Source organism: Mycobacterium sp. IDUB_21 (assembly GCF_055419425.1).
In genome coordinates, this window is sequence record NZ_JBVAXQ010000009.1 from 169,959 (window position 1) to 195,970 (window position 26,012).

The following is a 26,012-nucleotide window of genomic DNA, read 5'->3' on the forward strand; positions in this document are numbered from 1 at the left end:
AGCTCAGCGGTGGGTGAAGTTCGGCGGTCGCTTCTCGGTGAATGCCGCCATTCCTTCGGTCTGGTCCTCGGTGGCAAACGCGGAGTGGAACAGTCGTCGCTCGTAGAGCAGTCCTTCGGCCAGGGTGGATTCGAAGGCCCGGTTGACGGCTTCTTTGGCCATCCGGGCCGCCGACAGGCTCATTCCCGCGATGGTGGCGGCGACCTTGGCGGCTTCGGTCAGCAAGTCCTCGGCCGGCACTACCCGCGAGACCAGCCCGCTGCGTTCGGCTTCGGCGGCATCGATGGTGCGTCCGGTCAGGATCAGATCCATGGCCTTGGCCTTGCCGATGGCACGGGTCAGGCGCTGCGAGCCGCCCATGCCGGGCAGTACGCCGAGTTTGATCTCGGGCTGGCCGAACTTGGCGGTGTCGGCGGCGATCAGCACATCGCACATCATCGCCAGTTCGCAGCCCCCACCCAGGGCGTGCCCGGCGACCGCGGCGATCGTCGGGGTGCGCACCGCGGCCAGCTTGGACCAGGCGGCGAAGAAGTCGGCGGCGAACACGTCGGCGAAACTCAAGTTCGCCATCTCTTTGATGTCGGCCCCGGCCGCGAACGCCTTGGCGCTTCCGGTGATGATGATCGCGCCGACGCCCGGGTCGGTATCCAATTCGGCTGCGGCGGTGGTGAGCTCGTTCATCACCTGGCTGTTGAGCGCGTTGAGGGCTTGGGGACGGTTCAAGGTGATGGTGGCCACGCGTGCGTCACGCTCGACGAGAATCGTTTCATATGCCATGGGAGACACTCCTTTTAGAAAACTAGGTCGGGTTCGGCTGGGGCGAAGTACGTATCGATGTCGGCGGCGCTCACCTGCGCCAGGCTCGCCGGTGACCACTGTGGGTTGCGGTCCTTGTCGACCAGTTGGGCGCGGATCCCCTCCACCAGGTCATGGGAGCGCAGCGAGGCGACCGAGACCCGGAACTCCTGGACGAGCACCTCTTGCAGCGTCGCGAGCTTGCCTGCCCGGCGCACCGATTCGCACGTCACCGAGCACGCGATCGGGGAGCGGGTGGAGATCAGTTCCGCGGCGGCGTTGGCCTCGGCGGCGGGGTGGCCGGCCAACGCTGCCACGATCTCAGCGACGGTGTCGTGGCCGTAGCACTCGTCGATCCAGTCGCGCTGTGCGGCAAGCGGGCTCGGCGGCGCTTCGAGGGCGTGGGCGGCTAGGGCGGCGTCGACTCCGTCGGAGAGGATCGCCGCGGTGAAGTCGCTCAAAGCGGCGTGCGGCACGTAGTGATCGGCGAAGCCCAGCGCGATGGCATCCGCCCCGGAAAACGGTGCGCCGGTCAGCGCCGCGTGCAGGCCGAGGTGGCCCGGTGCGCGCGACAACAGGTACGTGCCGCCGACATCGGGGATGAACCCGATACCCACCTCGGGCATCGCCATCTTCGTGGTGTCGGTGACCACCCGGGTGTTGGCGTGTGCGCCCACTCCTACGCCGCCGCCCATCACGATGCCGTCCATCAGCGACACATACGGCTTACCGAACCCGCCGATCGCCGCATTGAGCAGGTACTCGTCGTGCCAGAAGCGCCGCGCGTCCGCACCGTCGGCCTTGGCGCTGTGATAGATCGCGACCACGTCGCCGCCGGCGCACAGGCCGCGCTCACCGGCGCCGGACAACACCACCGCGGCTACCGCCGGATCATCGGCCCAGGCGCTCAGCGCCGCCCTCATCCCGGTCACCATCGCCAGGTTCAGCGAGTTGATCGCCTGCGGGCGATTGAGGGTCAGCAGACCGACCCCGTTCTCGACGTGGGCCACTACCTCGTCAGATTCACCTGTCACGCCTTCGCAATGTAGATCCCTACCCGTGGTCGCCCATCCGCGGGTAAGGTTTGGCACCAGAACGGCCCGCAGTCCGTTTGGGGAACCCCGGCGGGTCGTGGATCGTTGATCAAGTTGTTCACACATCTCCGTGTGAGAGCAGTCAGAGCACAAGACAGCATTAGAGAGGATCGGGACGGTGCGGGAAACCAGCAACCCGGTATTTCGTTCGTTGCCCAAACAGGGCGGTTACGCGCAGTTCGGAACCGGCTTGGGGCAAGCCACCGCCGCAACCCAGCAGGTGGGCCAGGGTTACCCCGGCCAGCAGAGCCCGCAGATCGACTACCAGCGGGAGGTCAGCCGCCCGCTGACCATCGACGACGTCGTCACCAAGACCGGCATCACGCTTGGGGTGCTCAGCGTCGCCGCCATCGTGTCCTTCTTCCTGGTGTCGGCCAATCAGGCCCTGGCCGGGCCGCTGACCTTCATCGGCGCGTTCGGCGGCTTGGCGCTGGTCATGGTGGCCATGTTCACCCGCAGGCAGGACAGCAAGGCGCTGGTGCTCAGCTACGCCGTGCTGGAGGGCCTGTTCCTCGGGGCCATCTCCTTCGTGCTGACCGCGGTCACCGTCGGGACCGGCAACGCCGGCTCGATGATCGGCCAGGCGGTGATGGGCACCTTCGGGGTGTTCGGCGGCATGCTCGTCGTCTACAAGACGGGCGCCATCCGCGTCACCCCGAAGTTCACCCGGATGATCGTCGCCGGGATGTTCGGTGTGCTGGCTCTGATGATCGGCAACCTGGTGCTGTCGCTGTTCGGTGTCGGCGGTGGCGAGGGCCTGGGCCTGCGCAGCGGCGGGACCCTGTCGATCATCTTCTCGCTGGTGTGCATCGGGATCGCCGCGTTCAGCTTCCTGATCGACTTCGACGCCGCGGACCAGCTGATCCGGGCCGGGGCGCCGGAGAAGGCGGCCTGGGGTATCGCACTCGGACTGACCGTGACACTGGTCTGGCTGTACCTGGAGATCCTGCGTCTGCTCAGCTACTTCCAGAGCGAATAACCCGCTAGCTTTTCCCGTTGACTCTGCGCTGACCAGGCAAGTTACTCGTACTTTTGCCTGGTACGCGCAGAGTCAACTGCTATCCGGGGTGCTGTCGCTGCGGCAACTGGAAACGGCCTTGGACCTTGTCGACGCGGGTGCCCAGTCACCGAAGGAAACCTGGCTGCGGCCGAGCACCGGGGCTACGACGTGACCCGCCGGGTCCGGTGTGCCTGGGACACGTTGACTCTGCGCTGACCAGGCGAGTTACTCGCACTTTGGCCTGGTAGGCGCAGAGTCAACGGTGGGAAATTAGGACAGTCTTTCCACCACCATGGCCATGCCCTGGCCGCCGCCCACGCACATGGTCTCCACGCCGAAGGTCTTGTCGTGGGTCTGCAGGTTGTTCAGCAGGGTGGCGGTGATGCGCGCGCCGGTCATACCGAACGGATGGCCAAGCGCGATCGCCCCGCCGGACACGTTCAGCTTCTCCTCGTCGATACCCAGCTCGCGGGCGGAGCCGAGCACCTGCACGGCGAACGCCTCGTTGATCTCGAACAGGTCGATGTCCGAGACCGACATCTTGGCGTTGGTCAGTGCCTTCTTGACCGCCTCGATCGGGCCCAGGCCCATGATCTCCGGCGAGAGGCCGGAAACCCCGGTGGCCACGATGCGGGCCAACGGCTTGAGGCCCAGCTGCTTGGCCTTGGTGTCGCTGGTGATGATCACCGCAGCCGCGCCGTCGTTGAGCGGGCAGGCGTTACCGGCGGTGATCGTGCCGTTGGGACGGAACACCGGCTTGAGCTGACTGATCTTCTCGTAGGTGGTGCCGGCGCGCGGGCCGTCGTCGGTGCTCACCACGGTTCCGTCGGGCAGCGTGACCGGGGAGATCTCCCGGGCGAAGAAGCCGCTGTTGATGGCCTCCTCGGCGCGGTTCTGGCTGCGCACGCCCCAGTGGTCCTGGTCTTCGCGGCTGATCCCGGTGTGCAGCACGACGTTCTCGGCGGTCTGGCCCATCGCGATGTAGACGTCGGGCAGGTTGCCGTCGGCGCGCGGGTCGTGCCATTCGGTGGCGCCCGCGGCGGCGGCCTCGGAGCGGGCCATGGCGTCGTTGAACAGCGAGTTCTTGCTGTTCGGGGCACCGTCAGCGGCCCCGATGCCGAACTGCGACACGGTCTCCACCCCGGCGGAGATGAACGCATCACCCTCGCCGGCCTTGATCGCGTGGAACGCCATCCGGGTGGTCTGCAGCGACGACGAGCAGTACCGGTTCACCGTGGTGCCGGGCAGGAAGTCGTAGCCGAGCAGCACCGAGACGACGCGCCCGATGTTGTAGCCGGAAGCGCCGCCGGGCTGGCCGCAGCCCATCATCAGGTCGTCGATCTGGTGCGGGTTCAGCTCGGGCACCTTGTCCAGGGCGGCGCGCACCATCTGGGCGGCCAGGTCATCGGGCCGGATGGTGACCAGCGATCCCTTGCCGGCCCGGCCGATCGGCGAACGAGCAGTTGAGACGATGACAGCTTCGGGCACTTCTGACTCCTCTGATCGGGTATAGAGGCGAATCTAGCCCGACGGGACCACCTCACGTGAATCGGCCTCGCCCATCGCGGCGCACAGCGCCGGGATCACTTGACCGGCCGCCAGCGCATAGCCCGCGGCCGACGGGTGGTACTGGTCCTGGGCGAACAGCAGCCCGCGGGCGTCGCGGAACGCTCTCGCGCGAAAGTCGGCGAACGGTACGGCGATACCGCCGGCGGCCTTGACCGCCTGGGTCTGGGCCCGGGCCAGCTGCAGCGCCCGGGCGTGCGCGACCAGCCGCAGCGGCTGGGGGATCGCACTGACCGCTCCGAAATCCGGGCAGGTGCCGACGACCACCGCCGCACCGCTGGCGCGTAACCGCTTCACCGCCGCATGCAGTCGCTGTGCCGATCCGGCGACGCCATTGAGCGCGGTGACATCGTTTGCGCCGATCATGATCACCGCCGCGTCCGGTGGCGGTCCCGCCACGAACATCGCGTCGACCTGGCCGGCGAGTCCCTTGGAGGTGGCGCCCACGATTGCCTTGGTGCTCAGTCGAACCCGCTTGCCGGTCCGCTCCGCCAGTGCCCTGGCGATCAGCGCGCCGGGGACCTCATCGGGTGAACAGCAGCCGTATCCGGTCCCGGTCGAATCACCGAAAATCATCAGGTGCAGATCGACGCTCACGTCACGCTGAAAGCGCGCCACCGCGACGTCGCCGGCAATGTAGACACCGTCGGCGCGCGGCGGGACGTTGCATGCCCTGGGGATCGTTTGGCGGGCCAAGTCGGCCTGGCCGGCAAGCAGATTGCGTAGACCCACGTAGAGGGTGCCGCTGGAGGCGAGCGCCCCCGCAGTGGCCAGCGTGATCGCCGACCGCCGCGCCACCCGGATTCCCATCCTGCGAGTTTACGGAGCCGATCTGCCGGACGCCCCGCGTCCAGCAAACAAAAGAGGTCACGATGCGGACCCGATGACGCATCGGAACGAATCCTAAGATTTCTTCACAAGCTTTTGCGTGTGACGATACGTTGTAACCGCGTTGGCTGTGCCGGCCGGGGCCGGCTGGAGGGAGTGTGCACCATGACCGCACCCAGCAAGATTCCCAGCTCGTCGCGTGCATTCACCGGTCTGCGTCCCGCCCAGCGAACCCGCCGCCTCGCCCGCAATGACGGATTGCCGGTTGAGGTCGTCGAGGACGCGCCCAGCGTCGAGGGACGGCTGGCGTGGCTGGCGGCCCGGCTCACCGTCCGGCCGGTGCTTTCGGTAGGCAGCTACCTCCCCCGCATGCCCTGGCCGTTCGGTGTACTCGACTTCGCCGCCAAGGCGATGCTGCCGGCGCCGGGCACCGTGCGCGCCACCATCCGGTTGCCGCGCTGCAAGGCCCAGATGGTGCGTGCCGCCGGTGTCCTGCCCGCTGACGGCACCCGCCGCGTCGTGCTCTACATGCACGGTGGAGCCTTTCTGACCTGCGGAGCCAACACCCATGGCCGGCTCGTGACCAAGCTGTCGAAGTACGCCGACAGCCCGGTCCTGGTGGTGGAATACCGGATGATCCCCAAGTACTCCATCGCCGACGCCGTCGATGACTGTTACGACGGCTACCGCTGGCTGCGCCGTCAGGGCTACGAACCCGACCAGATCGTGCTGGCCGGCGACTCGGCCGGTGGCTACCTGGCGCTGGCGCTGGCGCAGCGGCTGCTCGACGAGGGCCAAGAAGAAGTCCCGGCGGCGATCGTCGCGATGTCGCCGTTGCTGGAGATCGCCAAGGAACCCAAGAAGGCGCACCCCAACATCCATACCGGAGCGATGTTCCCGCCCAAGGCATTCGACGCGTTGGTCGAACTGGTGGAAGCCGCGGCCCGGCACGACCGCACCCACGGCAGCGAAGTCCTCGAACCGCTGCAGCACGTCAAGCCGGGACTGCCGCGCACCCTGATCCACGTCTCCGGCTCCGAGGTGCTGCTGCACGACGCCCGCCTGGGCGCCAAGGTGCTGGCGGCGGCCGGCGTCCCGGTGGAGCTACGGGTGTGGCCCGGCCAGATCCACGACTTCCAGATCGCCGCACCGTTCGTGCCGGAGGCCACCCGCTCGCTGCGCCAGATCGGCGAATACATCCGCGAGGCCACCGGCTAGCCAGGCCGTTGGCCTGGTGAGCAGGACCGCCTGAGACGATGGCAGGCATGCGGATAGCGCGCCACATCAGTGACCTCATCGGAAACACCCCCCTGGTCGAGCTGAGTTCGATCGTTCCGGCCGGGGCGGGCCGGGTGGTGGCGAAGGTCGAATACCTCAACCCGGGTGCGAGCTCCAAGGACCGCATCGCGGTGAAGATGATCGACGCGGCTGAGGCCAGCGGGGCCCTGCGGCCCGGCGGCACCATCGTCGAACCCACCTCCGGCAACACCGGTGTCGGCCTGGCCCTGGTCGCCCAGCGGCGCGGTTACAAGTGCGTGTTCGTCTGCCCGGACAAGGTCAGCGAGGACAAGCAGAACGTTTTGCGGGCCTACGGCGCCGAGGTGGTGGTGTGCCCGACAGCGGTGGCGCCCGATGACCCGGCCAGCTACTACAGCGTGTCCAACCGACTGGTAGAGGAGATCGACGGCGCCTGGAAGCCCGACCAGTACTCCAACCCGGCCGGTCCTGAGAGCCACTACGAGACCACCGGCCCGGAGGTCTGGGCAGACACCGACGGCCAGGTCACCCACTTCGTCGCCGGGATCGGTACCGGGGGCACCATCACCGGCACCGGCCGCTACCTCAAGGAGGTGTCGCAAAACCGGGTGCGCATCATCGGCGCCGACCCGGAAGGCTCGGTGTACTCCGGTGGAACCGGCCGGCCCTATCTGGTGGAGGGGGTAGGCGAGGACTTCTGGCCGGCCGCCTACGACCCGAAGATCCCCGACGAGATCATCGCGGTGTCCGATGCGGACTCGTTCGACATGACCCGGCGACTGGCTCGCGAGGAAGCGCTGCTGGTCGGCGGATCATGCGGGATGGCCGTGGTGGCGGCCGTGGAGGCGGCCGTCAAAGCCGGGCCCGACGCGCTCGTCGTCGTCCTGTTGCCGGACGGGGGCCGCGGTTACATGTCGAAGCTCTTCAGCGACTCCTGGATGTCGTCCTACGGGTTCCTGCGCTCCCGGCTGGACGGCTCGACCGTGCAGCCCACCGTCGCCGACGTGCTGCGCGCCAAGTCCGGGGTGTTGCCGGATCTGGTGCACACCCATCCCTCGGAGACGCTGCGCGACGCCATCGGGATCTTGCGGGAGTACGGGGTGTCGCAGATGCCCGTTGTCGGCGCCGAGCCGCCGGTGATGGCCGGTGAGGTGGCCGGCAGTGTGTCCGAACGCGATCTGCTCTCCGCGGTGTTCGAGGGCCGCGCCAAGCTGGCCGACGCGGTGGCGCAGCATATGGGCCCGCCGCTGCCGTTGATCGGCTCCGGTGAGGTGGTCGGCATCGCCGCCACCACGCTGGCCGAGGTCGACGCGGTGATGGTGGTCGAAGATGGCAAGCCGGTCGGCGTCATCACCCGCCACGACCTGTTGGGTTTCCTGTCCGACGGGCCACGCAAGAGGTAGTTACCGCGCGAGCGCACTGCGGTAGCGTGACAATCCGCAGCAATCGATTCGCCAGAGGGGTGCCCATGACTGACTACCCGCCGCCGCCACCGGGTAACTATCCGCCCCCTCCCGGCGATTACCCGCCTCCGGGCAATTACCCGCCCCCGCTGCCCGGCGATCGGCCGCAGCCGGGCAATTACCCGCCGCCGCCCGGCAATTACCCTCCGCCGGGCAACTATCCGCCACCCCCGCCCGGCAACTACCCTCCGCCGCCGCCCGGCAATTACCCGCCGCCGGCGCCGGGATACGGCGCGGCCGGCAGCCCGGTCGGCCAACTTCCGCCGGAGTCCTACACGTCGTGGCTCACCCGAGTGGGTGCCTACTTCATCGACTTCATCCCGATCCTGGTGATCTACGGAATCCCGGCGATGATCGCCGGGTCCACGGCGCAGAAGGAGTGCATCACCACGTCGGCCGGCTTCGCCTGCACCGTCACGCCGTCGGGCGCCGGCGCAATTCTGATGTTCGTGGGTTGGCTGGGGGCGGTCGGCTTCGGAATCTGGAACTACGGCTACCGGCAGGGCGTCACCGGATCGAGCATCGGTAAATCGGTGCTGAAATTCAAGGTGGTCTCCGAGGCCACCGGTCAGCCGATCGGGTTCGGGCTGTCGATCGTGCGGCAACTGGCCCACATCATCGACAGCATCATCTTGTGCATCGGCTACCTGTTCCCGCTGTGGGATGCCAAACGGCAGACGCTGGCCGACAAGATCATGACGACCGTCTGCCTGCCGACCCAGTGAGCAGATCGCACGGCCCAATAGGCCTGTCCACCACGGCGATCCATGCCGGTTTCCGCCCCGACCCGGCCACCGGTGCGGTCAATGCGCCGATCTACGCCAGCAGCACTTTTGCCCAGGACGGCGTCGGCGGCCTGCGCGGCGGTTACGAGTACGCCCGCACCGGCAACCCGACCCGGACCGCGCTGGAGGCCGCGCTGGCCGGGGTCGAGCGGGGTCGCTTCGGCCGGGCGTTCTCCTCCGGGATGGCCGCCACGGACTGCGCGCTGCGGGCGATGCTGCGCCCGGGCGACCACCTGATCATCCCGGACGACGCTTACGGCGGCACCTTCCGGCTGATCGACAAGGTGTTCACCCAGTGGGGGGTGGCCCACACCCCGGTCGCGCTGTCCGACCTGGACGCGGTGCGTGCCGCGCTCACCGACCAGACCCGGCTGATCTGGGTGGAGACACCCACCAACCCGCTGCTGTCGATCAGCGACATAGCAGGCATAGCAGCCATCGGCACGGACGCCGGGGCAAAGGTGCTGGTGGACAACACCTTCGCCTCTCCCGCGCTGCAGCAGCCGCTGACGCTGGGCGCCGACGTAGTGCTGCACTCGACCACCAAATACATCGGCGGCCACTCCGACGTGGTGGGCGGTGCGCTGGTCACCGATGACGAAGAGCTCGACGCGGCCTTCGCGTTCCTGCAGAACGGCGCCGGGGCGGTCCCCGGTCCCTTCGACGCCTACCTGACCCTTCGGGGCTTGAAGACACTGGTGCTGCGGATGCAGCGGCACAGCGAGAACGCCAGCGCGGTGGCGGAGTTCCTCGCCGGGCACCCGGCGGTGGACAACGTGCTTTACCCGGGCCTGCCCGGCCACCCCGGACACGACGTCGCCGCACGCCAGATGAGCGGGTTCGGTGGCATGGTGTCGGTGCGGATGCGCGGCGGGCGGGCAGCCGCCGAGAAGCTGTGCGCCGGAACCGAGATCTTCATCCTGGCCGAGTCACTGGGCGGAGTGGAGTCGCTGATCGAACACCCGGGGGCGATGACGCATGCGTCGACGGCCGGCTCGCAACTGGAGGTTCCCGACGACCTGGTGAGGCTGTCGGTCGGCGTCGAGGACATCGACGACCTGCTCGAGGACTTGAAGCAGGCGCTGGCCTGAGCGGCCGCGCGCCGAAATGCTCAGTTCAGGAGTGATAGGGCTCAGGAGTGATAGGGCTTGGCGCTGAGCAGCTTCACCTTGACGGTCTTGCCGTTCGGGATCTTGTAGCTGCGCACATCGTTGACCTTGGCGTCCAGCAGGGCATGGCCCAGTGGTGAATTCGGCGAATAGACCTCGAGCTTGTCGTCGCTGACGCCCTCCTGGCGGGTGGCGATCAGGAACGTCTCGGTCTCGGTGTCGCCGCTCTCGTAGGTCAGCTCGACCTTGACCACCGAACCCGGCAGTGCCACACCCGATTTCGTCGGCGCCTCGCCGACCTTGGCGTTGTTGAGCAGCTCCTGCAGCAGTCGGATGCGGGCCTCCTGCTGGCCCTGCTCCTCGCGGGCGGCGTGGTAGCCGCCGTTCTCCCGCAGGTCGCCCTCCTCGCGGCGGTCGTTGATCTCCGCGGCGATTACCGGACGGTTCGCGATCAGCTGGTCGAGCTCGGCCTTGAGCCGGTCGTGCGACTCCTGCGTCAACCAGGTCACCTGGGTGTCCGTCATCTCACTGTGCTCCTTGTGTCGTCGGACCCGGCGATTTCGGTCAGCGGGGGTCGACGTCTTTAGTAATGCAGTCGTTCTAATGCAGCAATACACGGTCCCACCCGGAACCGTGTATCCGTAAAGGGTACCACCGCCAGGTCAGGGCGACTTCAGGTAACCGGGCACGTCGGTACCGCACCCGTAGACATCGCCCATGACCGGCGGCTGGGAGGATTTGACGATCGTCGTCACCTGTACGGTCGCCGACTCCGACGGTGGAACCAGCACTTCGCGCCGGCCCGTCTCGCTGCCGTCGCCGGCCCGGACCCGCACAATGCACACCACCGGTTGGGATGGCTCAGATCGGGTCACGCTGATCTTTACCGACACCGTTTGGTCGTCGATCACCTCATACCCGTACAGGTCGCCCTTCACCTCGGCGGTGGTCAGTCGTTGAAAGCCCAGCACAGCGACGGCGGCCGCCGTCGCGATGGCCAGCGCACCCAGCGCGATCGCCAGCAGACGTCGGGGCAGAGCACGGCCTCGGGTGTCCCCGTAGCGGGGCGGCTTCGAGTCGGTCATCGTGGGGTATGTCCCATGGTCGCCGGTGGAGTCGGGATCGGTTACCGCGCCCGCCGCACATGGTGGAACGATAGGGACCGGAAACCAACAGGAACTATAGGGGACTTTGCACATGAGCGGACTGCGGTTGATGGCGGTGCACGCGCACCCCGACGACGAGTCCAGCAAGGGCGCGGCGACGTTGGCCCGCTACGCGGCCGCCGGCCACCGGGTGATGGTGGTGACGCTGACCGGCGGCGAGCGCGGCGACATCCTCAACCCCGCGATGGATCTGCCCGACGTCCACGGGCACATCGCCGAGGTCCGCCGCGACGAGATGGCCAAAGCCGCCGAGATCCTCGGCGTCGAACATCGCTGGCTGGGTTTCGTCGACTCCGGGCTGCCCAAGGGTGACCCGTTGCCCCCGCTGCCCGAAGACTGTTTCGCCGTGGTGCCCCTGGAGGTGTCCGCCGAGGCTCTGGTGCGGGTGGTTCGCGATTTCCGGCCGCATGTGATGACCACCTACGACGAGAACGGCGGCTACCCGCACCCCGATCACATCCGCTGCCACCAGGTCTCGATCGCCGCCTTCGAGGCCGCCGGCGACTACCGCCGTTACCCGGACGCCGGCGACGCATGGGCGGTCTCGAAGCTGTACTACAACCACGGGTTCCTGCGCCAGCGGATGCAGTTGCTGCAGGACGAGTTCGCCAAGATCGGCCAGGTCGGTCCGTTCGCGAAGTGGCTGGAGCACTGGCTGCCTGACCACGACTCCTTCGCCGACCGGGTGACCAGCCGGATCCAATGCGCCGAGTATTTCAGTCAACGCGACGACGCGCTCCGCGCGCACGCCACCCAGATCGACCCGAACGGCGACTTCTTCGCCGCTCCGATCGAGTGGCAGCAACGACTCTGGCCCACCGAGGAGTTCGAGCTGGCCCGGTCTCGGGTGCCGATCACCCTGCCGGAGACCGACCTGTTCGCCGGGATCGAGGAAGACCGATGAATCATGCTGCGCTAACCGCACTTTGGATCCTGGCCGATGAGGTCCCACGGGAAACCGGACCGGACTTCGGCAAGGCCAGCCCGTTCGGGCTGCTGGTGATCGTGCTATTGCTGCTCGGCACGTTCGGGCTGGTCTGGTCGATGAACCGGCAGCTCAAGAAGGTGCCGGAATCGTTCGACCGGGAGGATCCGGCGGTGGATCAGGCCGCCGACGAGGGCACGCTGGACCCGGGACCGGACTCGGCGGGTCAGACGGGATAGTTCGTGACAAATCGTCTCGCCGAATCCACCAGCCCGTATCTGCGCCAACACGCCGACAACCCGGTGCACTGGCAGGAGTGGACGCCCGAGGCGTTGGCGGAAGCCGCCGAGCGCGACGTGCCGATCCTGCTTTCGGTGGGCTATGCGGCCTGCCATTGGTGCCACGTGATGGCGCACGGGTCCTTCGAGGACCTCGGCGTCGCCGAAGCGATGAACGACGGTTTCGTGTGCATCAAGGTCGACCGGGAGGAACGCCCCGACATCGACGCGATCTACATGAACGCCACCCAGGCGCTCACCGGGCGCGGCGGCTGGCCGATGACCTGCTTCCTGACCCCTGACGGCCGGCCGTTCTATTGCGGCACCTACTACCCGAAAGACACGTTTCTGAACCTGCTTTCGGCGATCGTGACTACCTGGCGCGAGCGCCGCGACGAGGTCGAGCACGCTTCCGAGCAGATTGCCGGTGAGTTGCGCTCGATGGCCGCGGGCCTGCCCGGCGACGGCCCGCCCGTCGACGCGATGCTCTGCGATGGCGCGGTGGCGGCGGTGTTGCGCCACGAGGACACCGAACACGGGGGCTTCGGAGGTGCGCCGAAGTTCCCGCCGTCGGCGCTGCTGGAAACCCTGCTGCGCCATTACGAACGGACTGCGGCCCGCACATCGCTGGACACGGTGGCCCGTGCCGGCGCGGCGATGGCCCGGGGCGGCATCTACGATCAGCTGGCCGGTGGCTTCGCCCGTTACAGCGTCGACAATGCCTGGGTGGTACCGCATTTCGAGAAGATGCTGTACGACAACGCGCTGCTGCTGCGGGCCTATGCGCACTGGGCTCGGCGCACCGGTGACCCGCTGGCCATCCGGGTCACCTCGCAGACCGCCCGGTTCCTGCTCGACGAACTGTCCGACGGCGGCATGTTCGTCTCGTCGCTGGACGCCGACGCCGACGGCCGGGAGGGCTCCACCTACGTGTGGACTCCCGAACAGCTGACCGACGTGCTCGGCGACGACGACGGGCATTGGGCGGCAGACGTTTTCGGGGTCACAGTGGGCGGGACCTTTGAAGCCGGCGCCTCGGTGCTGCAATTGCCGATCTACCCCGACGATCCGTCGCGACTCGACCGGGTGCGGCAACAATTGCTGGCCGCCCGCCGTGCCCGCCCCCAGCCCGGACGCGACGACAAGGTGGTCACCGCCTGGAACGGCATGGCGATCACGGCTTTGACCGAAGCCGCTGTGGCGCTGGGGGATCCGAGCCTGGTCGCCGCCGCGCAGGGCTGCGCGGCGGCACTGGTCGAGTTGCACTTGGTGCACGGGCGGCTGCGCCGGGCCAGCCTGGGCGGCCGGGTAGGGGACAGTGCGGCGATCCTGGAGGATTACGGCGCGCTGGCCACCGGACTGCTCAGCCTCTACCAGCTGGACGGCGACGAGCGGTGGCGGGCTGCCGCGACCGGGCTGCTGGACACCGCGCTGGCGCATTTCGCCGACCCGACGCAGCCGGGGCGCTGGTTCGACAGCGCCGACGACGCCGAAGCGCTGGTGTTGCGCCCGAGCGATCCCCTGGACGGGGCCACTCCGTCGGGAGCGGCACTGGTCACCGAGGCGCTGCTGACCGCGGCGCACCTGGCCGACGTAGACCGCAGCGACCGTTACCGCCGGGCGGCCGCCGACGCGTTGGCCGCGCACAGCGCTCTGCTGGCACGCGCGCCACGCTCGGTGGGGCACTGGCTGGCGATTGCCGAGGCCTACGTCCGGGGCCCGCTGCAGGTCGCCGTGGCCTGCGACCGCGCGGACTCGGCGCTGCTGGCCGACGCGCGCCGACTGGCACCCGGCGGGGCGATCGTCGTGGGCGGTGCGGCGGGCTCCTCGGAGCTGCTGATCGGGCGGGACCGCGTCGATGGCGCCGATGCCGCCTACGTCTGCCGGGGACCGGTGTGCGACCTGCCGGTGAGCAGCGCGGCGGAGTTGGCGGTGGCTCTCGAGGTGCCCCCCAATACGGTGTCCGGTGTAACCTGCGGCACATGACGAGCGCACCCGACAAGACACGGGCCATCACTGAGACCGTCCACCGCTACATCGAGCTGGTTGGCGGCGGCGACGCGGACGACCTGGTCGGGCTGTACGCGACCGACGCCACCCTGGAGGACCCGGTCGGCGGCGAGGTGCACATCGGTCACCAGGCCATCCGCAATTTCTACTCGAGCATCACCGGACTGGACCGCAAGTCCGAGCTGGTGACGCTGCGGGTCGCCGGCAACGAAGCGGCGTTCCACTTCGCGCTGACCATCACCAACGGTGAGCACCGGATGCGCATCGAGCCGATCGACGTGATGGTGTTCGACGGGGAGGGCAAGATCGCCGGGATGAAGGCGTACTGGTCGGCGGAGAACATCACCCAGCTGTAGGCCGGGTTCAATACAGCGCGGCGAACCAGATCGCGATGTATTGGCAGATGGCCGCGACCGCGGTGCAGGCGTGGAAGAACTCGTGGTAGCCGAAAGTGTGAGGCCACGGGTCCGGCCACTTCAGCGCGTACATGATCGCGCCGACGCTGTAGAGCATGCCACCGACGGTCAGTAGCACCATCGCCGCAATTCCGGCGTTGTGCATGATCGTCGCGATGAAAAACGCTGACACCCAGCCCAACAGCAGATAAAGCGGCACCCCGACCCACTTCGGGGCGGTCGGCCAGCACAGCTTGAGCGCCACGCCGGCCAGCGCACCACCCCACACGATGGTCATCACCAGCCGCTCTTGGGCGCCGTGGTCCATCGCCAGCAGCGCGAACGGGGTGTAGGTGCCGGCGATGAAGATGAAGATCATCGCGTGGTCGAGCCGCTTCATCCGGACTCGGGTGGCGACCGATTTCCAGGTCACCCGGTGATACGTTGCGCTGACTGCGAACATGCCCACCACCGAGATGGTGTAGGCCAGTGTCGCCAAACCGGCTTCGAGTCCGGCCAGCGGCCAGGTCACCCCGATGAGGGCGGCCCCGGCGATGACCGCCACGATGGCCGACACCAGGTGAATCCAACCGCGTGCCCGCGGCCTGGTGTGCGCAAGGCCGAGATCGGCGGGGAGATCCCCCGGGTTCGGCTCGGCTATGGCGTCGGCGTGGGTGCTCATGAACCTTCCCCTCGTGGATTCCCGGACTGACCCGCGGCAACTTCTGTCGATCACAGTAGTCTGGGTTTTTGTGGCGATCATCCCGGCGCGCATGAAGGAGCCGCTGTACCGGCTCTACGAAATGCGCCTCCGGCAGGGGCTGGCGGCTTCACGCTCCGCGCTGCCGCGCCACATCGCCGTGCTCTGTGACGGCAACCGGCGGTGGGCGCGCGATGCCGGCTACGACGACGTCAGCTACGGCTATCGGATGGGCGCGGCCAAGATCGCCGAGATGCTGCGCTGGTGCGCCGACGCCGGCATCGAGATGGCCACCGTCTACCTGCTGTCCACGGAGAACCTGCAGCGCGACCCCGCGGAGCTCGCCGCGCTGATCGAGATCATCACCGACGTGGTGGAGGAGATCTGCGCACCCGCCAACCGCTGGAGCGTGCGCACCGTCGGGGATCTCGAGCTGCTGGGCGAAGAGCCCGCCCGCCGGCTGCGTGAGGCCGTAGAGAGCACCGTAAGCACAGTGAGCACGGCGACCGCCGACGGCGGCAGCTCCACCCTTCATGTCAACGTCGCCGTCGGCTACGGCGGCCGCCAGGAGATCGTGGACGCCGTGCGCAGCCTGCTCGGCAAGGAACTGGCCAACGGCGCCAGCGCCGAGGAACTCGTCGACGCCGTGAGCGTCGAGGGGATATCGGAGAATCTGTACACCTCGGGACAGCCGGACCCCGACTTGGTGATCCGCACCTCCGGGGAGCAGCGGTTGTCCGGCTTCCTGCTGTGGCAGAGCGCCTATTCGGAGATGTGGTTCACCGAGGCGCACTGGCCGGCGTTCCGTCGGGTGGACTTCCTGCGGGCGTTGCGTGACTACAGCGTGCGGCACCGGCGATTCGGGCGGTAGCGGCCATGACTGTGCTGTCAGCGCTGGTCTTCACCGTGAGTTGGTGGCTCGGGATGTACCTGCTGGCCCGCGACCCACGCAAGCCCGTGCTGGTGCATGCGGCCATCGGGTTGTGCGGTTTCGCGGCGGTGGTCGCCGCCGACGCCGTGCGCTCGGTGTGGCAGCCGGTGCTGCTCGGCAAGCTGGAGATCTACCTGGCCGTGCTGCCCGGGGTGGCGTGGTTCGCGGTGCTGCTGGAGCTGGCCCGCCCCTGTGATCGCTGGTCCGGCCGTGGACGCGACACCCTCCTCATCGGCTTGGTCGCCGCCGCTGCACTGGCCGGGGCGGCGTGGGCCGGCAGCGTCGACGGCCCACTACGTGCCGGGCACTGGCTGCTGTTCGCGGTGATCTCGCTGTCGACGTTGGGGGCGATGCTCAAGGCGCTGACCCGGCCCGCGCAGCCAGGATCGGTGCTCGGCGTGGTGATCGTCGCGACGCTGTTCTTCGCGCTGGCCAATGCGATCCTGATCATCCCGCTGGGGGTGATACCCAGCGGGATCGCGCTGGCCAGCACCGGCATCGACGTCCTGCTGCTGGGCTTGGCGGTGGCGCTCTGGGACGCCTTCGACGAGGGCCAGGCGCTGCGGCTGGACATGCTGCGCTCGTTTCTGGCCGCCACGGCGATGGCGGGACTGCTGGGCGGGCAGGTGCTGATCGGACTGGTGCTGACGCGCAGTGAACCCACCGCGCAGACCGCGCTGACGGTGCTGCTGTTCACCACGATCGCGATCGCGATCGAGGTTCAGGTCTTCGTCGACCTGCTGGCCCGGCTCTGGGACCGACTGGCGTTCTGGCGCTCCCCGGCGTTGCGCGCCGACCGCGCCGTGCTGCGCGACACCGAGGCCGCGCTGGCGTTGCGCTCGACCGGCCCCCTCGACGACGTCGACGAGGAGACCTTCGTTCGGCTGACCCGACGGGCGTTGGGTCACTACGGGGATCTGTCGAAGCTCGTCGCGAGCCCGCTGACCGCGCTGTCGGCCATCGACGAGCGGTTGGCCGCTCGCGGTGCGCCCGACGCGCCGCTGGAACGGGCCAACGAACTCAAGGCACTGCTGGCCGACCGTATCGCCGCGCTCAAACCGCGCGACGGTGGCGAGTTCGGCACCACCGAACAGTGGCGCTACTACAACGCCCTGTACTTCCCCTATGTGGTCGGGGTGCGCGCCTACGCGCAGAACGCCACCGCGGCCGGGCTGGATCCGACCGCCCGGCAGGCATGGCAATGGTTGGTCACCGAGGTGCCGCAGCGCTCGCTGCACAACTGGCAGAACGCCGGTGCTCGGGTGATCGCCGCCGACCTGCGCGGCTGGGCGACGGTGTCGCCGGGGCTTTGACCTGCGGTTGGCAGTGCTTGGCAGCGTCGCGGGTCGATGTGGCAGCGGGCAGCGAGAAACGTCGGGGGCGTTCGTAGTCGACTCTCGAAGGGAGCTCACCATGACCGCCATCACCACTCGGGTCCTGTCCGACTCGACTGACTCACTGTTGCGCTTCGCGCTGCGCGCCGACGCTGTCATCGTCGGAACCGTCGGTCTGGCCGGCGTGATCGCCGCCCGCCCGATGGCGGCGCTGGAAGGCTTGACCGCCGCGCACGAGTACGCCCTGGCCGCCTTCTGCGTCCTCTACGGCGTCACCGTCTACTTCCTGTCCGCGCTGCCGGACCTGCGTCGAGCCGGTATCGGCGTGATCACCGCCAATGTGGTGTGCACCGTGGCCGCTGTCGCAGTGGTCGAAGCCGGCGTACTGCCGTTGACCGGGTTCGGCGTCGCGGCGGTGCTGGCGAGCGCCGTCTACACCGCGTCCTTCGCCTACGCGCAGTACCGCGGACTGCGCCGCCTGCCCTGACTTGCGGCCAGTGGAGCGCGTCGCCCCGGCCGCCACCGTCTACAGTTCTCTCCCATGATGTGGCGGCTGGCGGCGATGACCCTGATCCCCGGAACCCTGATATTCGCCGTCGCGCCGGCACAGGCCGACGAGAAGAGCTACCTCGGTTACCTCGAGTCGCACGGATTCAAGTACCAGAACACCCCCGGGCTCAACTCGTCCTCCGGGGCGGTGAAATTCGGCGAGATCATCTGCCAGAACCTTCGGCGGGGCCGTCCGGCCAAGGACCGGTTCGGCAAGTCGATCGCCGACGGCATTCCCAAGGTCGTGGTCGACGCGGCACAGAATGAGATGTGCCCGGAGACCTTGGCCGCCGCCACCCCGAAGCCCACGCCGGTGACGCCGCCGCCGGGCGCCCCCGAGCCTCCGCCGCCGGGCGCTCCTGACCTGCCGCCCCCGGGTGCTCCAGAGTTTCCGCCGCCCCCTGGGTTCCCGCCGCCGCCCGAGTTCCCGCCGCCGCCGCCGCCCGGGTTCCCGCCGCCTCCTGAGTTCCCGCCGCCGCCGCCCGGGTTCCCGCCGCCCCCTGAGTTCCCGCCTCCGGCGCCCGAGCCGGCGCCGCCGGGATCCCCGCAGCCGGGTACCGCAACGCAGCCTTAGAGCTTGGCGGCGACCCGCTTCGCCCGGCTCCGCCGCGCTTGCGATCGCCGCTAGAGCTTGCGCAACCGCAGCCGGTTGATGGAGTGATCGGCATCCTTGCGCAGCACCAGGGTGGCCCGCGGCCGGGTGGGCAGGATGTTCTCGACCAGGTTGGGCCGGTTGATGGAGCGCCAGATGTCGCGCGCGGCGATCACCGCCTGCTGGTCGTTGAGTCCTGAGTAGTGGTGGAAGTGCGACTCCGGATCGGCGAACGAGGTGGAGCGCATCGCCAGGAACCGCGAGACGTACCAGTGCTCGATGTCTTCCACCCGGGCGTCGACGTACAGCGAGAAGTCGAACAGGTCCGAGACCATCAGCGTCGGCCCGGTCTGCAAAACGTTGAGACCCTCGAGGATCAAGATGTCGGGGTGGCGCACCACCTGTTTGGCGCCGGCGACGATGTCGTAGCTCAGGTGTGAGTACACCGGCGCGCACGCGTAGTCGGCGCCGGACTTCACCGAGGTGACGAAACGCATCAGCGCCCGGCGGTTATAGCTCTCCGGAAATCCTTTGCGGTGCATCAGGTTCCGGCGTTCCAACTCCTGGTTGGGGTAGAGGAATCCGTCGGTGGTGACCAGGTCCACCCGGGGGTGGTGGCCCCAGCGAGCCAACAGCGCCTGCAGCACGCGGGCCGTCGTCGACTTGCCGACCGCCACGCTGCCGGCCACGCCGATGATGAACGGCACCGGCCGGTCCGGGCTCTGATCGTTCTCACCGAGGAACTCCGCGGTGGCGGCGAAGAGCTGCTGACGAGCGGCGACCTGCAGGTGTAGGAGTCGGGCCAGCGGCAGGTAGACCTCTTCGACCTCGAGCAGGTCGACCTGCTCGCCGAGCCCGCGCAGCGCCACGACTTCGTCCGCGGTCAGCGGCATCGGGGTCGACATACGCAGCGTCCGCCACTGACGTCGGTCGAACTCCACATAGGGACTCGGCTCGCTAAGCCGCCGCATGACCGTACAGTCTTGCAGGAGCCGCGGCGGTTAGCCTGATCGGGTATGGAGCCCGACGATTTGATCCGTGAATACCTGCTGCTCGGTCTGCGCTTCGACCGGATCGAGGCAGGTTATGTCGACGCGTTCACCGGTGATCCGGCGCTGCAACGACGTGTCGAGAACGAGCCGAAGCCCGACCCTGCCGCACTGGCCCACCAGGCCGAGAAGTTGCTCGCGGCATTGCCGGCCGGACTCGAGGCGGCGCGGGCCGACTATCTGCGGGTGCACCTGCGGGCGCTGGCGTGCGCCGGACGCAAATTCGCCGGGGAACAGGTCGGTTTCGTCGACGAGGTCCGCGACTACTTCGATGTCGACATCGCCAAGGGCGACCCCGACCGCTACCGGCAGGCGCACGCCCGGCTCGACGAAGCATTGGGCGGGACCGGGCCGCTGGCCGACCGGATGGCCGCGCACCGCCGGGCCGAGGAGATACCGCCGGAGCGGCTGGAAGTGGCCATCCACGCGTTCTCCTCGGCGCTGCGCGACCGGGTGCGCGCGCACTTCCCGCTGCCGGAGACCGAGACCATCACCTACGAGGTCGTCACCGACAAGCCCTGGTCGGGATTCAACTACTACCGCGGCGACTACCGCTCCACGGTGGCCGTCAACGCCGACCTGAAACAGCTGATGTCGAATCTGCCGAGGCTGGTGGCACATGAGTCCTACCCGGGCCATCACACCGAGCACTGCCGCAAGGAGGCCGGGCTGGTCGCGCGACTGGGCCAGGCCGAGCAGACCATTTTTCTGGTCAACACTCCGCAATGTCTGATGGCCGAGGGCCTGGCCGACCTGGCGCTGTATGCCGCGGTCGGACCCGGGTGGGGCGCCTGGGCCGCCGAGATCTACGCCGACCTGGGACTGCGCTTCGACGGCGAACGGGCCGAAGCGGTGTCGGAGGCCGCGGCGAGCCTGGCCGACGTGCGGCAGGATGCGGCGCTGATGCTGCACGACGAGCACCGAGACTCCGACGAGGTGGCCGACTATCTGCGCCGCTGGCTGTTGGTGCCCGAGGATCGGGCCCGGCAGACGCTGCGGTTCCTGTCGTCGCCGCTGTGGCGGGCCTACACCTCGACCTACGTGGAGGGCTACCGGCTGCTGCGCGCCTGGCTGGACGCCCGCCCGGACGGCGTGAACCTCACCGAGCGGTTCGGTCGGCTGCTCGACGAACCGCTGATCCCGTCGTCGCTGCGGGCCGAGCTGGCTCTATAGACTGACCGGCGTGACTGCCGCACCCCACACCCGCCCCGCCTCCACGATGTCGACCCCGCTGGCCGAGCTCGACCCCGATATCGCCGAGCTGCTCGGCAAGGAACTGGGACGCCAGCGCGACACCCTGGAGATGATCGCCTCGGAGAACTTCGTGCCGCGGGCAGTGCTGCAGGCACAGGGCAGCGTGTTGACCAACAAGTACGCCGAGGGGCTGCCGGGCCGGCGCTACTACGGCGGTTGTGAGCATGTGGACGTGGTGGAGAACATCGCCCGCGACCGTGCCAAGGAGCTGTTCGGCGCCGAGTTCGCCAATGTCCAGCCGCACTCCGGCGCCCAGGCGAACGCCGCGGTGCTGCAGGCGCTGATGGAGCCCGGTGACCGGCTGCTGGGCCTGGATCTGGCCAACGGGGGACACCTGACCCACGGCATGCGGCTGAATTTCTCCGGCAAGCTCTACGAGAACGCCTTCTACGGCGTCGACCCGGTCACCCATCGCATCGACATGGACGTCGTGCGCTCTCAGGCGCTGGAGTTCAAGCCGAAGGTGATCATCGCCGGCTGGTCGGCCTACCCGCGGATCATCGACTTCGCAGCCTTCGCCGCGATCGCGGCCGAGGTCGACGCGACGCTGTGGGTGGACATGGCGCATTTCGCCGGGCTGGTGGCCGCCGGTCTGCACCCGTCGCCGGTGCCACACGCCCAGGTGGTGTCGACCACCGTGCACAAGACCCTCGGCGGCCCGCGGTCCGGGCTGATCGTCGGCAAGAAGGAGTTCGCCAAGCAGATCAACTCGGCGGTCTTCCCGGGTCAGCAGGGCGGCCCGCTGATGCACGTCATCGCCGCCAAGGCCGTCGCGCTGAAGATCGCCGGCACGCCCGAATTCGCCGAACGTCAACAGCGGGTGCTCTCGGGGGCCAAGATCATCGCCGAGCGCTTGCTGGCCGCCGATGTCGCCAAGGCCGGCGTCTCAGTGGTCAGCCGGGGCACCGACGTACATCTGGTGCTGGTGGATCTGCGGGACTCGCCGCTGGACGGTCAGATGGCCGAGGACCTGCTGCACGAGGTTGGTATCACCGTCAATCGCAACGCCGTCCCCAACGACCCGCGGCCGCCGATGGTCACCTCCGGGCTGCGGGTGGGCACCCCGGCGCTTGCGGCCCGCGGCTTCGGCGATGCCGAGTTCACCGAGGTCGCCGATGTCATTGCCACCGCGCTGGCCGCGGGTTCGGCAGCCGACGTACCGGCGCTGCGCGCCCGGGTGGCGAAGCTGGCGCAGGACTTTCCGCTCTATGACGGCCTGGAGGACTGGAAGCTCGCCTGAGGCTCGGACGCAGTGACACGCCGCGCCCGAGTTGACAAGATAGTGTGAATTTGGGTTACAGTTACTTTCATGGCCGAACGTCCCGTTGCTAATGCACTGATCCGTGAGCTGGAGCCGGTGGTCGCCGCGAACATGGTTCGCCACATCGACACCGTGGATCCGTGGTACGCGCACGACTTCGTGCCGTTCGAGCAGGGCGAGAACTTCGCCTTCCTCGGCGGGAAGGACTGGGACCCATCGCAGGTCAGCCTGCCCAAGGTGATCACCGACGCGTGCGAGATCCTGCTCATCGAGAAGGACAGCCTGGCCGGCTACCACCGCGAACTGGTCGAGCACTTCATCCTCGAGGACAAGTGGGGGCGCTGGATCGGTCGATGGACCGCCGAAGAGCACCTGCACGCCATCACGCTGCGCGAGTACCTGATTGTGACCCGGGAGATCGACCCGGACGCCAATGAGCGCGTTCGTATGGAGCATGTGCAGAAGGGTTACCGCGCTGATCGCTACAGCCAGGTCGAGACCCTGGTGTTCATGGCCTTCTATGAGCGTGCGTGCGCCGAGTTCTGCCGCAACCTGGCCGACAAGACCGACGAGCCGGTGCTCAAGGGCTTGATCGGGCGGATCGCCGGCGACGAGGAACGCCACGAGGAGTTCTTCGCCAACCTGATCGCGCACTGCCTCGACTACGTTCCCGAGGAGACGGTGGCCGCCATCGCTGCGCGGGCCGCCGAGCTGAAAGTCGTCGGCGCCGACATCGATGCCTATGCCGACCGGCAGGCCGGAATCGCCGAGTCCGGCATCTTCGGGCCCGACCATTTGCGCCGGGTGATCTCCGACCGGATCAGCGCCTGGGGCCTGGCCGCGCACCCTGATCTGAAGCCGTTCGTCATCGGCTGAAAACTCCGGCGCGCCTGCGCAGCGCGCCCGCGCCGACGGGGGTACCGTCGCAATCGATGGCTAGCCACACGCTTCGCTGTCTAGGCGGCACCACCGGTCGTGTACACGATAGGACCGGCCCTGGTCCTGGTCCTGGTGCTGCGTCTCCCCGTCGAATTGCTCGCGCGGGGTCGCGCGTGCCCTCACCCGCTGGAGCGCTCAGTGCCTGAAATCCGGACGTATGTGCTCGACACCTCTGTGCTGTTGTCGGACCCGTGGGCCTGCGCCCGCTTCGCCGAACACGAGGTCGTCGTCCCGCTGGTGGTGATCAGCGAGCTGGAGGCGAAACGCCACCATCACGAGCTCGGCTGGTTCGCGCGCCAGGCGCTGCGCATCTTCGACGACATGAGGTTGGAGCACGGACGTCTTGATCAGCCCATTCCCGTTGGGAAACAAGGCGGTAGGCTGCATGTCGAGCTCAACCACAGCGATCCCGCGGTGTTGCCGACCGGATTCCGCACCGACAGCAACGACTCCCGGATCCTGACCTGCGCCGCCAACCTGGCAGCCGAGGGTCGTCGAGTCACGTTGGTGAGCAAGGACATTCCGCTGCGGGTCAAGGCCGCCGCGCTCGGCCTGGCCGCCGATGAGTACCACGCCCAGGACGTCATCGTCTCCGGCTGGACCGGGATGGACGAGGTCGAGGCGTCCGTCGAGGACATCGACGCGCTGTTCGACGAGGGCGAGATCGACCTGGCCGCTGCACGGGATCTCCCATGCCACACCGGAATCCGCCTGCTCGGTGGCAGCTCGCACGCGTTGGGCCGAGTCAACGCGGCCAAGCGGGTGCAGCTGGTCAGGGGTGACCGGGAGGCGTTCGGCCTTCGCGGGCGCTCCGCCGAGCAGCGGGTGGCGCTGGATCTGCTGCTCGACGAATCGGTGGGCATTGTCTCGCTGGGCGGTAAGGCCGGCACCGGGAAGTCCGCGCTGGCGCTGTGCGCGGGCCTGGAAGCGGTCTTGGAGCGGCGAACCCAGCGCAAGGTGGTGGTGTTCCGCCCGCTGTACGCCGTCGGCGGTCAGGAACTCGGTTACCTGCCGGGCAGCGAGAACGAGAAGATGGGCCCGTGGGCGCAGGCGGTGTTCGACACCCTGGAGGGTCTGGCCAGTCCGGCGGTGCTCGAAGAGGTGCTGTCCCGCGGCATGCTCGAGGTGCTGCCGCTGACCCACATCCGCGGTCGGTCGCTGCACGACTCGTTCGTGATCGTCGACGAAGCTCAGTCGCTGGAGCGCAACGTGCTGCTGACGGTGCTGTCGCGGCTGGGCACCGGGTCGCGGGTGGTGCTCACCCATGACGTCGCCCAGCGCGACAACCTGCGGGTCGGCCGGCACGACGGCATCGCCGCGGTGATCGAGAAGCTCAAGGGCCACCCGTTGTTCGCCCACATCACGCTGCTGCGCAGTGAGCGTTCGCCGATCGCCGCGCTGGTCACCGAGATGCTCGAGGAGATCAGCGGCCCCGATCTGTGTTGAGCCCCCGGTAGGCTGCCAGGGTGGCAAAACCCTGGCATGCCGGTGTCGTTGCGATGGCCGTTGCGGTGCTCGGCGCCTGCACGAGCCACGTACATGAGGCGGCTGCTGAGCCGGTCGACTGCGCCGTGGTCAAGTGTGTGGCGCTGACGTTCGACGACGGGCCTTCGCCCTACACCGACCGCCTGTTGCGGGTCTTGAACGACGCCGACGCGCGCTCCACCTTCTTTCTGATCGGCAACAAGGTGGCGGCCGACCCGGTACGCGCCAAGCGGATCGCCGAAGCCGGGATGGAGATCGGCAGTCACACTTGGGAACACCCGGACATGACCGCGATCCCCGCTGCCGATGTGTCCGCGCAGTTCTCGAAGGCCACCGATGCGATCCGGTCGGCCACCGGGGTGACGCCGACGCTGTGGCGTCCGCCCGGTGGGCTCACCGACGACGCGGTGAATCAGCAGGCCGCCAAGTTCGGTCTCGCCGCGATCCTGTGGGACGTCATCCCGTTCGATTGGATCAACGACGCCGACACCGCCGCCACCCGCTACATGCTGATGACTCAGATCAAGCCGGGCTCCGTGGTGCTGTTCCACGACACCTACTCATCCACCGTCGATCTGGTGTACCAGTTCCTGCCAGTGCTCAAAGCCAATGGCTACCACATGGTTACGGTCAGCCAGATGCTCGGGCCCCGCGCACCGGGCAGCGTCTACGGAGGACGCGACAACGGCCCGCAGGTCAACGACCTGCATGACGTCCCGGCCGCGGACATCCCTGGGCTGCCGGCGACACCGTCTCCGCCGCCGATGCCGAACATCCCGATCACCGACATCGCCGGGGCGAATTCGGGAGGACCGAACAACGGCGCGTGACAGAATCCGGACGCATGACTGATTTCACCAGGCGTGCGTTTTCGGTCGTTTCGCAGCCGTCGGCGTCACCGCCGCGGCCCAAGGCCGCCAACTCTCAAGTGCTTGACGCGCTGCCGTTCAGTCACATCAGCGACTTCGAGGGTGCGCAGCGCAACCTTGTCGTGTGATGTCTCAAGACATCGGTGACAGTTCTGCCCGCGGGCGATGGGTTCATTCACAGCCACCGCTTGAGCCTCCGGTCAGAAGTGTCACCACCAGAACCGTCACCGATGTCCTGTGAGATGAGAGTCGGCGCGTGTCACCAGGTTCATGTCTTGAGTCAAGAAGTTGGCAGGGTTTGGTGGTGAGTTGTGGTCAGGTAGGCCTGTTTGGGGGTGCGGTCGTCGAGGGCCTGGTGGGGTCGGATGGTGTTGTAGA

At 68.1% G+C, this 26,012-nt stretch carries 27 protein-coding genes and 1 pseudogene; 20 read left to right on the top strand and 8 right to left on the bottom strand.

Going from position 1 to position 26,012, the window contains the following annotated elements:
* Positions 1-3: 3 nt before the first annotated feature.
* Both ACZYY4_RS15160 and ACZYY4_RS15165 read right to left on the bottom strand, forming a co-directional pair.
* Positions 4-777 carry an enoyl-CoA hydratase gene (locus ACZYY4_RS15160; RefSeq protein WP_463810814.1) on the bottom strand — a complete coding sequence of 258 codons (774 nt, stop codon included), beginning with the start codon at positions 775-777 and terminating at the stop codon, positions 4-6.
* A 14-nt stretch (positions 778-791) separates the two neighbouring features.
* Complete coding sequence (locus ACZYY4_RS15165) at positions 792-1,829, bottom strand: enoyl-CoA hydratase/isomerase family protein (RefSeq protein WP_463810815.1); 1,038 nt, start codon at positions 1,827-1,829, stop codon at positions 792-794.
* 178 nt (positions 1,830-2,007) lie between these two features.
* On the opposite strand from ACZYY4_RS15165, the gene ACZYY4_RS15170 reads away from it, so the two are divergent.
* Both ACZYY4_RS15170 and ACZYY4_RS15175 read left to right on the top strand, forming a co-directional pair.
* Positions 2,008-2,868: a Bax inhibitor-1/YccA family protein gene (locus tag ACZYY4_RS15170; RefSeq protein ID WP_463810816.1), complete on the top strand. Its 861-nt coding sequence runs from the start codon at positions 2,008-2,010 to the stop codon at positions 2,866-2,868.
* 97 nt (positions 2,869-2,965) lie between these two features.
* A pseudogene (locus ACZYY4_RS15175) lies at positions 2,966-3,037 on the top strand (hypothetical protein); the annotation flags it as partial.
* A 122-nt stretch (positions 3,038-3,159) separates the two neighbouring features.
* Here ACZYY4_RS15175 and ACZYY4_RS15180 read toward each other — a convergent pair.
* Positions 3,160-4,377: an acetyl-CoA C-acetyltransferase gene (locus tag ACZYY4_RS15180; RefSeq protein ID WP_463810817.1), complete on the bottom strand. Its 1,218-nt coding sequence runs from the start codon at positions 4,375-4,377 to the stop codon at positions 3,160-3,162.
* 33 nt (positions 4,378-4,410) lie between these two features.
* A complete protein-coding gene (locus ACZYY4_RS15185; protein WP_463810818.1) occupies positions 4,411-5,265 on the bottom strand; it encodes an SGNH/GDSL hydrolase family protein in 855 nt (284 codons plus the stop codon).
* 183 nt (positions 5,266-5,448) lie between these two features.
* On the opposite strand from ACZYY4_RS15185, the gene ACZYY4_RS15190 reads away from it, so the two are divergent.
* The 4 genes from ACZYY4_RS15190 to ACZYY4_RS15205 all read left to right on the top strand — a co-directional run bounded on the left by ACZYY4_RS15190 (position 5,449) and on the right by ACZYY4_RS15205 (position 9,879).
* Positions 5,449-6,501 (top strand): alpha/beta hydrolase fold domain-containing protein, encoded by a 1,053-nt coding sequence (locus tag ACZYY4_RS15190; RefSeq protein ID WP_463810819.1) that lies wholly within the window; start codon positions 5,449-5,451, stop codon positions 6,499-6,501.
* A 47-nt stretch (positions 6,502-6,548) separates the two neighbouring features.
* Positions 6,549-7,943 carry a cystathionine beta-synthase gene (locus ACZYY4_RS15195; protein WP_463810820.1) on the top strand — a complete coding sequence of 465 codons (1,395 nt, stop codon included), beginning with the start codon at positions 6,549-6,551 and terminating at the stop codon, positions 7,941-7,943.
* A 65-nt stretch (positions 7,944-8,008) separates the two neighbouring features.
* Complete coding sequence (locus ACZYY4_RS15200) at positions 8,009-8,728, top strand: RDD family protein (protein ID WP_463810821.1); 720 nt, start codon at positions 8,009-8,011, stop codon at positions 8,726-8,728.
* On the top strand, positions 8,725-9,879 hold the full coding sequence (locus tag ACZYY4_RS15205; protein WP_463810822.1) for a cystathionine gamma-synthase: 1,155 nt from the start codon (positions 8,725-8,727) through the stop codon (positions 9,877-9,879). Before ACZYY4_RS15200 ends, ACZYY4_RS15205 begins: the two co-directional genes overlap by 4 nt.
* 41 nt (positions 9,880-9,920) lie before the next feature.
* Here ACZYY4_RS15205 and greA read toward each other — a convergent pair whose 3' ends face one another.
* Both greA and ACZYY4_RS15215 read right to left on the bottom strand, forming a co-directional pair.
* Positions 9,921-10,421 (bottom strand): transcription elongation factor GreA, encoded by a 501-nt coding sequence (gene greA, locus ACZYY4_RS15210; protein WP_463810823.1) that lies wholly within the window; start codon positions 10,419-10,421, stop codon positions 9,921-9,923.
* A gap of 138 nt (positions 10,422-10,559) precedes the next feature.
* Positions 10,560-10,982 (bottom strand): DUF4307 domain-containing protein, encoded by a 423-nt coding sequence (locus ACZYY4_RS15215; RefSeq protein ID WP_463810824.1) that lies wholly within the window; start codon positions 10,980-10,982, stop codon positions 10,560-10,562.
* Between the two features lie 112 nt (positions 10,983-11,094).
* Here ACZYY4_RS15215 and mca point away from each other — a divergent pair, with 112 nt between their 5' ends.
* From mca to ACZYY4_RS15235, 4 genes are read left to right on the top strand one after another with little or no spacing between them, the layout of a single operon-like run.
* Positions 11,095-11,967: a mycothiol conjugate amidase Mca gene (mca, locus tag ACZYY4_RS15220; RefSeq protein WP_463810825.1), complete on the top strand. Its 873-nt coding sequence runs from the start codon at positions 11,095-11,097 to the stop codon at positions 11,965-11,967.
* On the top strand, positions 11,964-12,227 hold the full coding sequence (locus ACZYY4_RS15225) for a hypothetical protein (protein ID WP_463810826.1): 264 nt from the start codon (positions 11,964-11,966) through the stop codon (positions 12,225-12,227). Before mca ends, ACZYY4_RS15225 begins: the two co-directional genes overlap by 4 nt.
* Before the next feature lie 3 nt (positions 12,228-12,230).
* The gene (locus ACZYY4_RS15230; RefSeq protein WP_463810827.1) at positions 12,231-14,252 is read left to right on the top strand and encodes a thioredoxin domain-containing protein; all 2,022 of its coding nucleotides are present in this window, start codon (positions 12,231-12,233) and stop codon (positions 14,250-14,252) included.
* A complete protein-coding gene (locus ACZYY4_RS15235; protein WP_463810828.1) occupies positions 14,249-14,632 on the top strand; it encodes a nuclear transport factor 2 family protein in 384 nt (127 codons plus the stop codon). The genes ACZYY4_RS15230 and ACZYY4_RS15235 overlap by 4 nt, the downstream gene beginning before the upstream one ends.
* Positions 14,633-14,639: 7 nt before the next feature.
* Here the strand turns inward: ACZYY4_RS15235 and trhA are convergent, their stop codons facing one another.
* Positions 14,640-15,353 (bottom strand): PAQR family membrane homeostasis protein TrhA, encoded by a 714-nt coding sequence (gene trhA / locus ACZYY4_RS15240; protein ID WP_463810829.1) that lies wholly within the window; start codon positions 15,351-15,353, stop codon positions 14,640-14,642.
* 70 nt (positions 15,354-15,423) lie between these two features.
* Here trhA and ACZYY4_RS15245 point away from each other — a divergent pair, with 70 nt between their 5' ends.
* The 4 genes from ACZYY4_RS15245 (at position 15,424) to ACZYY4_RS15260 (ending at position 18,759) form a co-directional block, all read left to right on the top strand.
* Positions 15,424-16,242 carry a (2Z,6E)-farnesyl diphosphate synthase gene (locus ACZYY4_RS15245; RefSeq protein ID WP_463810830.1) on the top strand — a complete coding sequence of 273 codons (819 nt, stop codon included), beginning with the start codon at positions 15,424-15,426 and terminating at the stop codon, positions 16,240-16,242.
* 5 nt (positions 16,243-16,247) lie between these two features.
* On the top strand, positions 16,248-17,615 hold the full coding sequence (locus ACZYY4_RS15250) for a hypothetical protein (protein WP_463810831.1): 1,368 nt from the start codon (positions 16,248-16,250) through the stop codon (positions 17,613-17,615).
* A 100-nt stretch (positions 17,616-17,715) separates the two neighbouring features.
* On the top strand, positions 17,716-18,123 hold the full coding sequence (locus tag ACZYY4_RS15255; protein WP_463810832.1) for a hypothetical protein: 408 nt from the start codon (positions 17,716-17,718) through the stop codon (positions 18,121-18,123).
* Positions 18,124-18,177: 54 nt separating this feature from the next.
* Positions 18,178-18,759 carry a DUF732 domain-containing protein gene (locus ACZYY4_RS15260; protein ID WP_463810833.1) on the top strand — a complete coding sequence of 194 codons (582 nt, stop codon included), beginning with the start codon at positions 18,178-18,180 and terminating at the stop codon, positions 18,757-18,759.
* Positions 18,760-18,809: 50 nt separating this feature from the next.
* On the opposite strand, the gene coaA is transcribed toward ACZYY4_RS15260, so the two are convergent.
* Positions 18,810-19,748: a type I pantothenate kinase gene (gene coaA / locus ACZYY4_RS15265; RefSeq protein WP_463810834.1), complete on the bottom strand. Its 939-nt coding sequence runs from the start codon at positions 19,746-19,748 to the stop codon at positions 18,810-18,812.
* A gap of 45 nt (positions 19,749-19,793) precedes the next feature.
* Here coaA and ACZYY4_RS15270 point away from each other — a divergent pair, with 45 nt between their 5' ends.
* From ACZYY4_RS15270 to ACZYY4_RS15295, 6 genes are all read left to right on the top strand, one after another.
* Positions 19,794-20,999 carry a DUF885 domain-containing protein gene (locus ACZYY4_RS15270; RefSeq protein ID WP_463810835.1) on the top strand — a complete coding sequence of 402 codons (1,206 nt, stop codon included), beginning with the start codon at positions 19,794-19,796 and terminating at the stop codon, positions 20,997-20,999.
* Positions 21,000-21,045: 46 nt separating this feature from the next.
* Positions 21,046-22,320, top strand: a complete 1,275-nt coding sequence (gene glyA, locus ACZYY4_RS15275) for a serine hydroxymethyltransferase (protein WP_463810849.1) — start codon at positions 21,046-21,048, stop codon at positions 22,318-22,320.
* A 69-nt stretch (positions 22,321-22,389) separates the two neighbouring features.
* On the top strand, positions 22,390-23,217 hold the full coding sequence (locus tag ACZYY4_RS15280; protein ID WP_463810836.1) for an acyl-ACP desaturase: 828 nt from the start codon (positions 22,390-22,392) through the stop codon (positions 23,215-23,217).
* Positions 23,218-23,418: 201 nt separating this feature from the next.
* The gene (locus ACZYY4_RS15285) at positions 23,419-24,726 is read left to right on the top strand and encodes a PhoH family protein (protein ID WP_463810837.1); all 1,308 of its coding nucleotides are present in this window, start codon (positions 23,419-23,421) and stop codon (positions 24,724-24,726) included.
* A 53-nt stretch (positions 24,727-24,779) separates the two neighbouring features.
* Positions 24,780-25,595: a polysaccharide deacetylase family protein gene (locus ACZYY4_RS15290; protein WP_463810850.1), complete on the top strand. Its 816-nt coding sequence runs from the start codon at positions 24,780-24,782 to the stop codon at positions 25,593-25,595.
* A gap of 14 nt (positions 25,596-25,609) precedes the next feature.
* A complete protein-coding gene (locus ACZYY4_RS15295) occupies positions 25,610-25,762 on the top strand; it encodes a hypothetical protein (RefSeq protein ID WP_463810838.1) in 153 nt (50 codons plus the stop codon).
* The last annotated feature ends 250 nt before the right edge of the window (positions 25,763-26,012 follow it).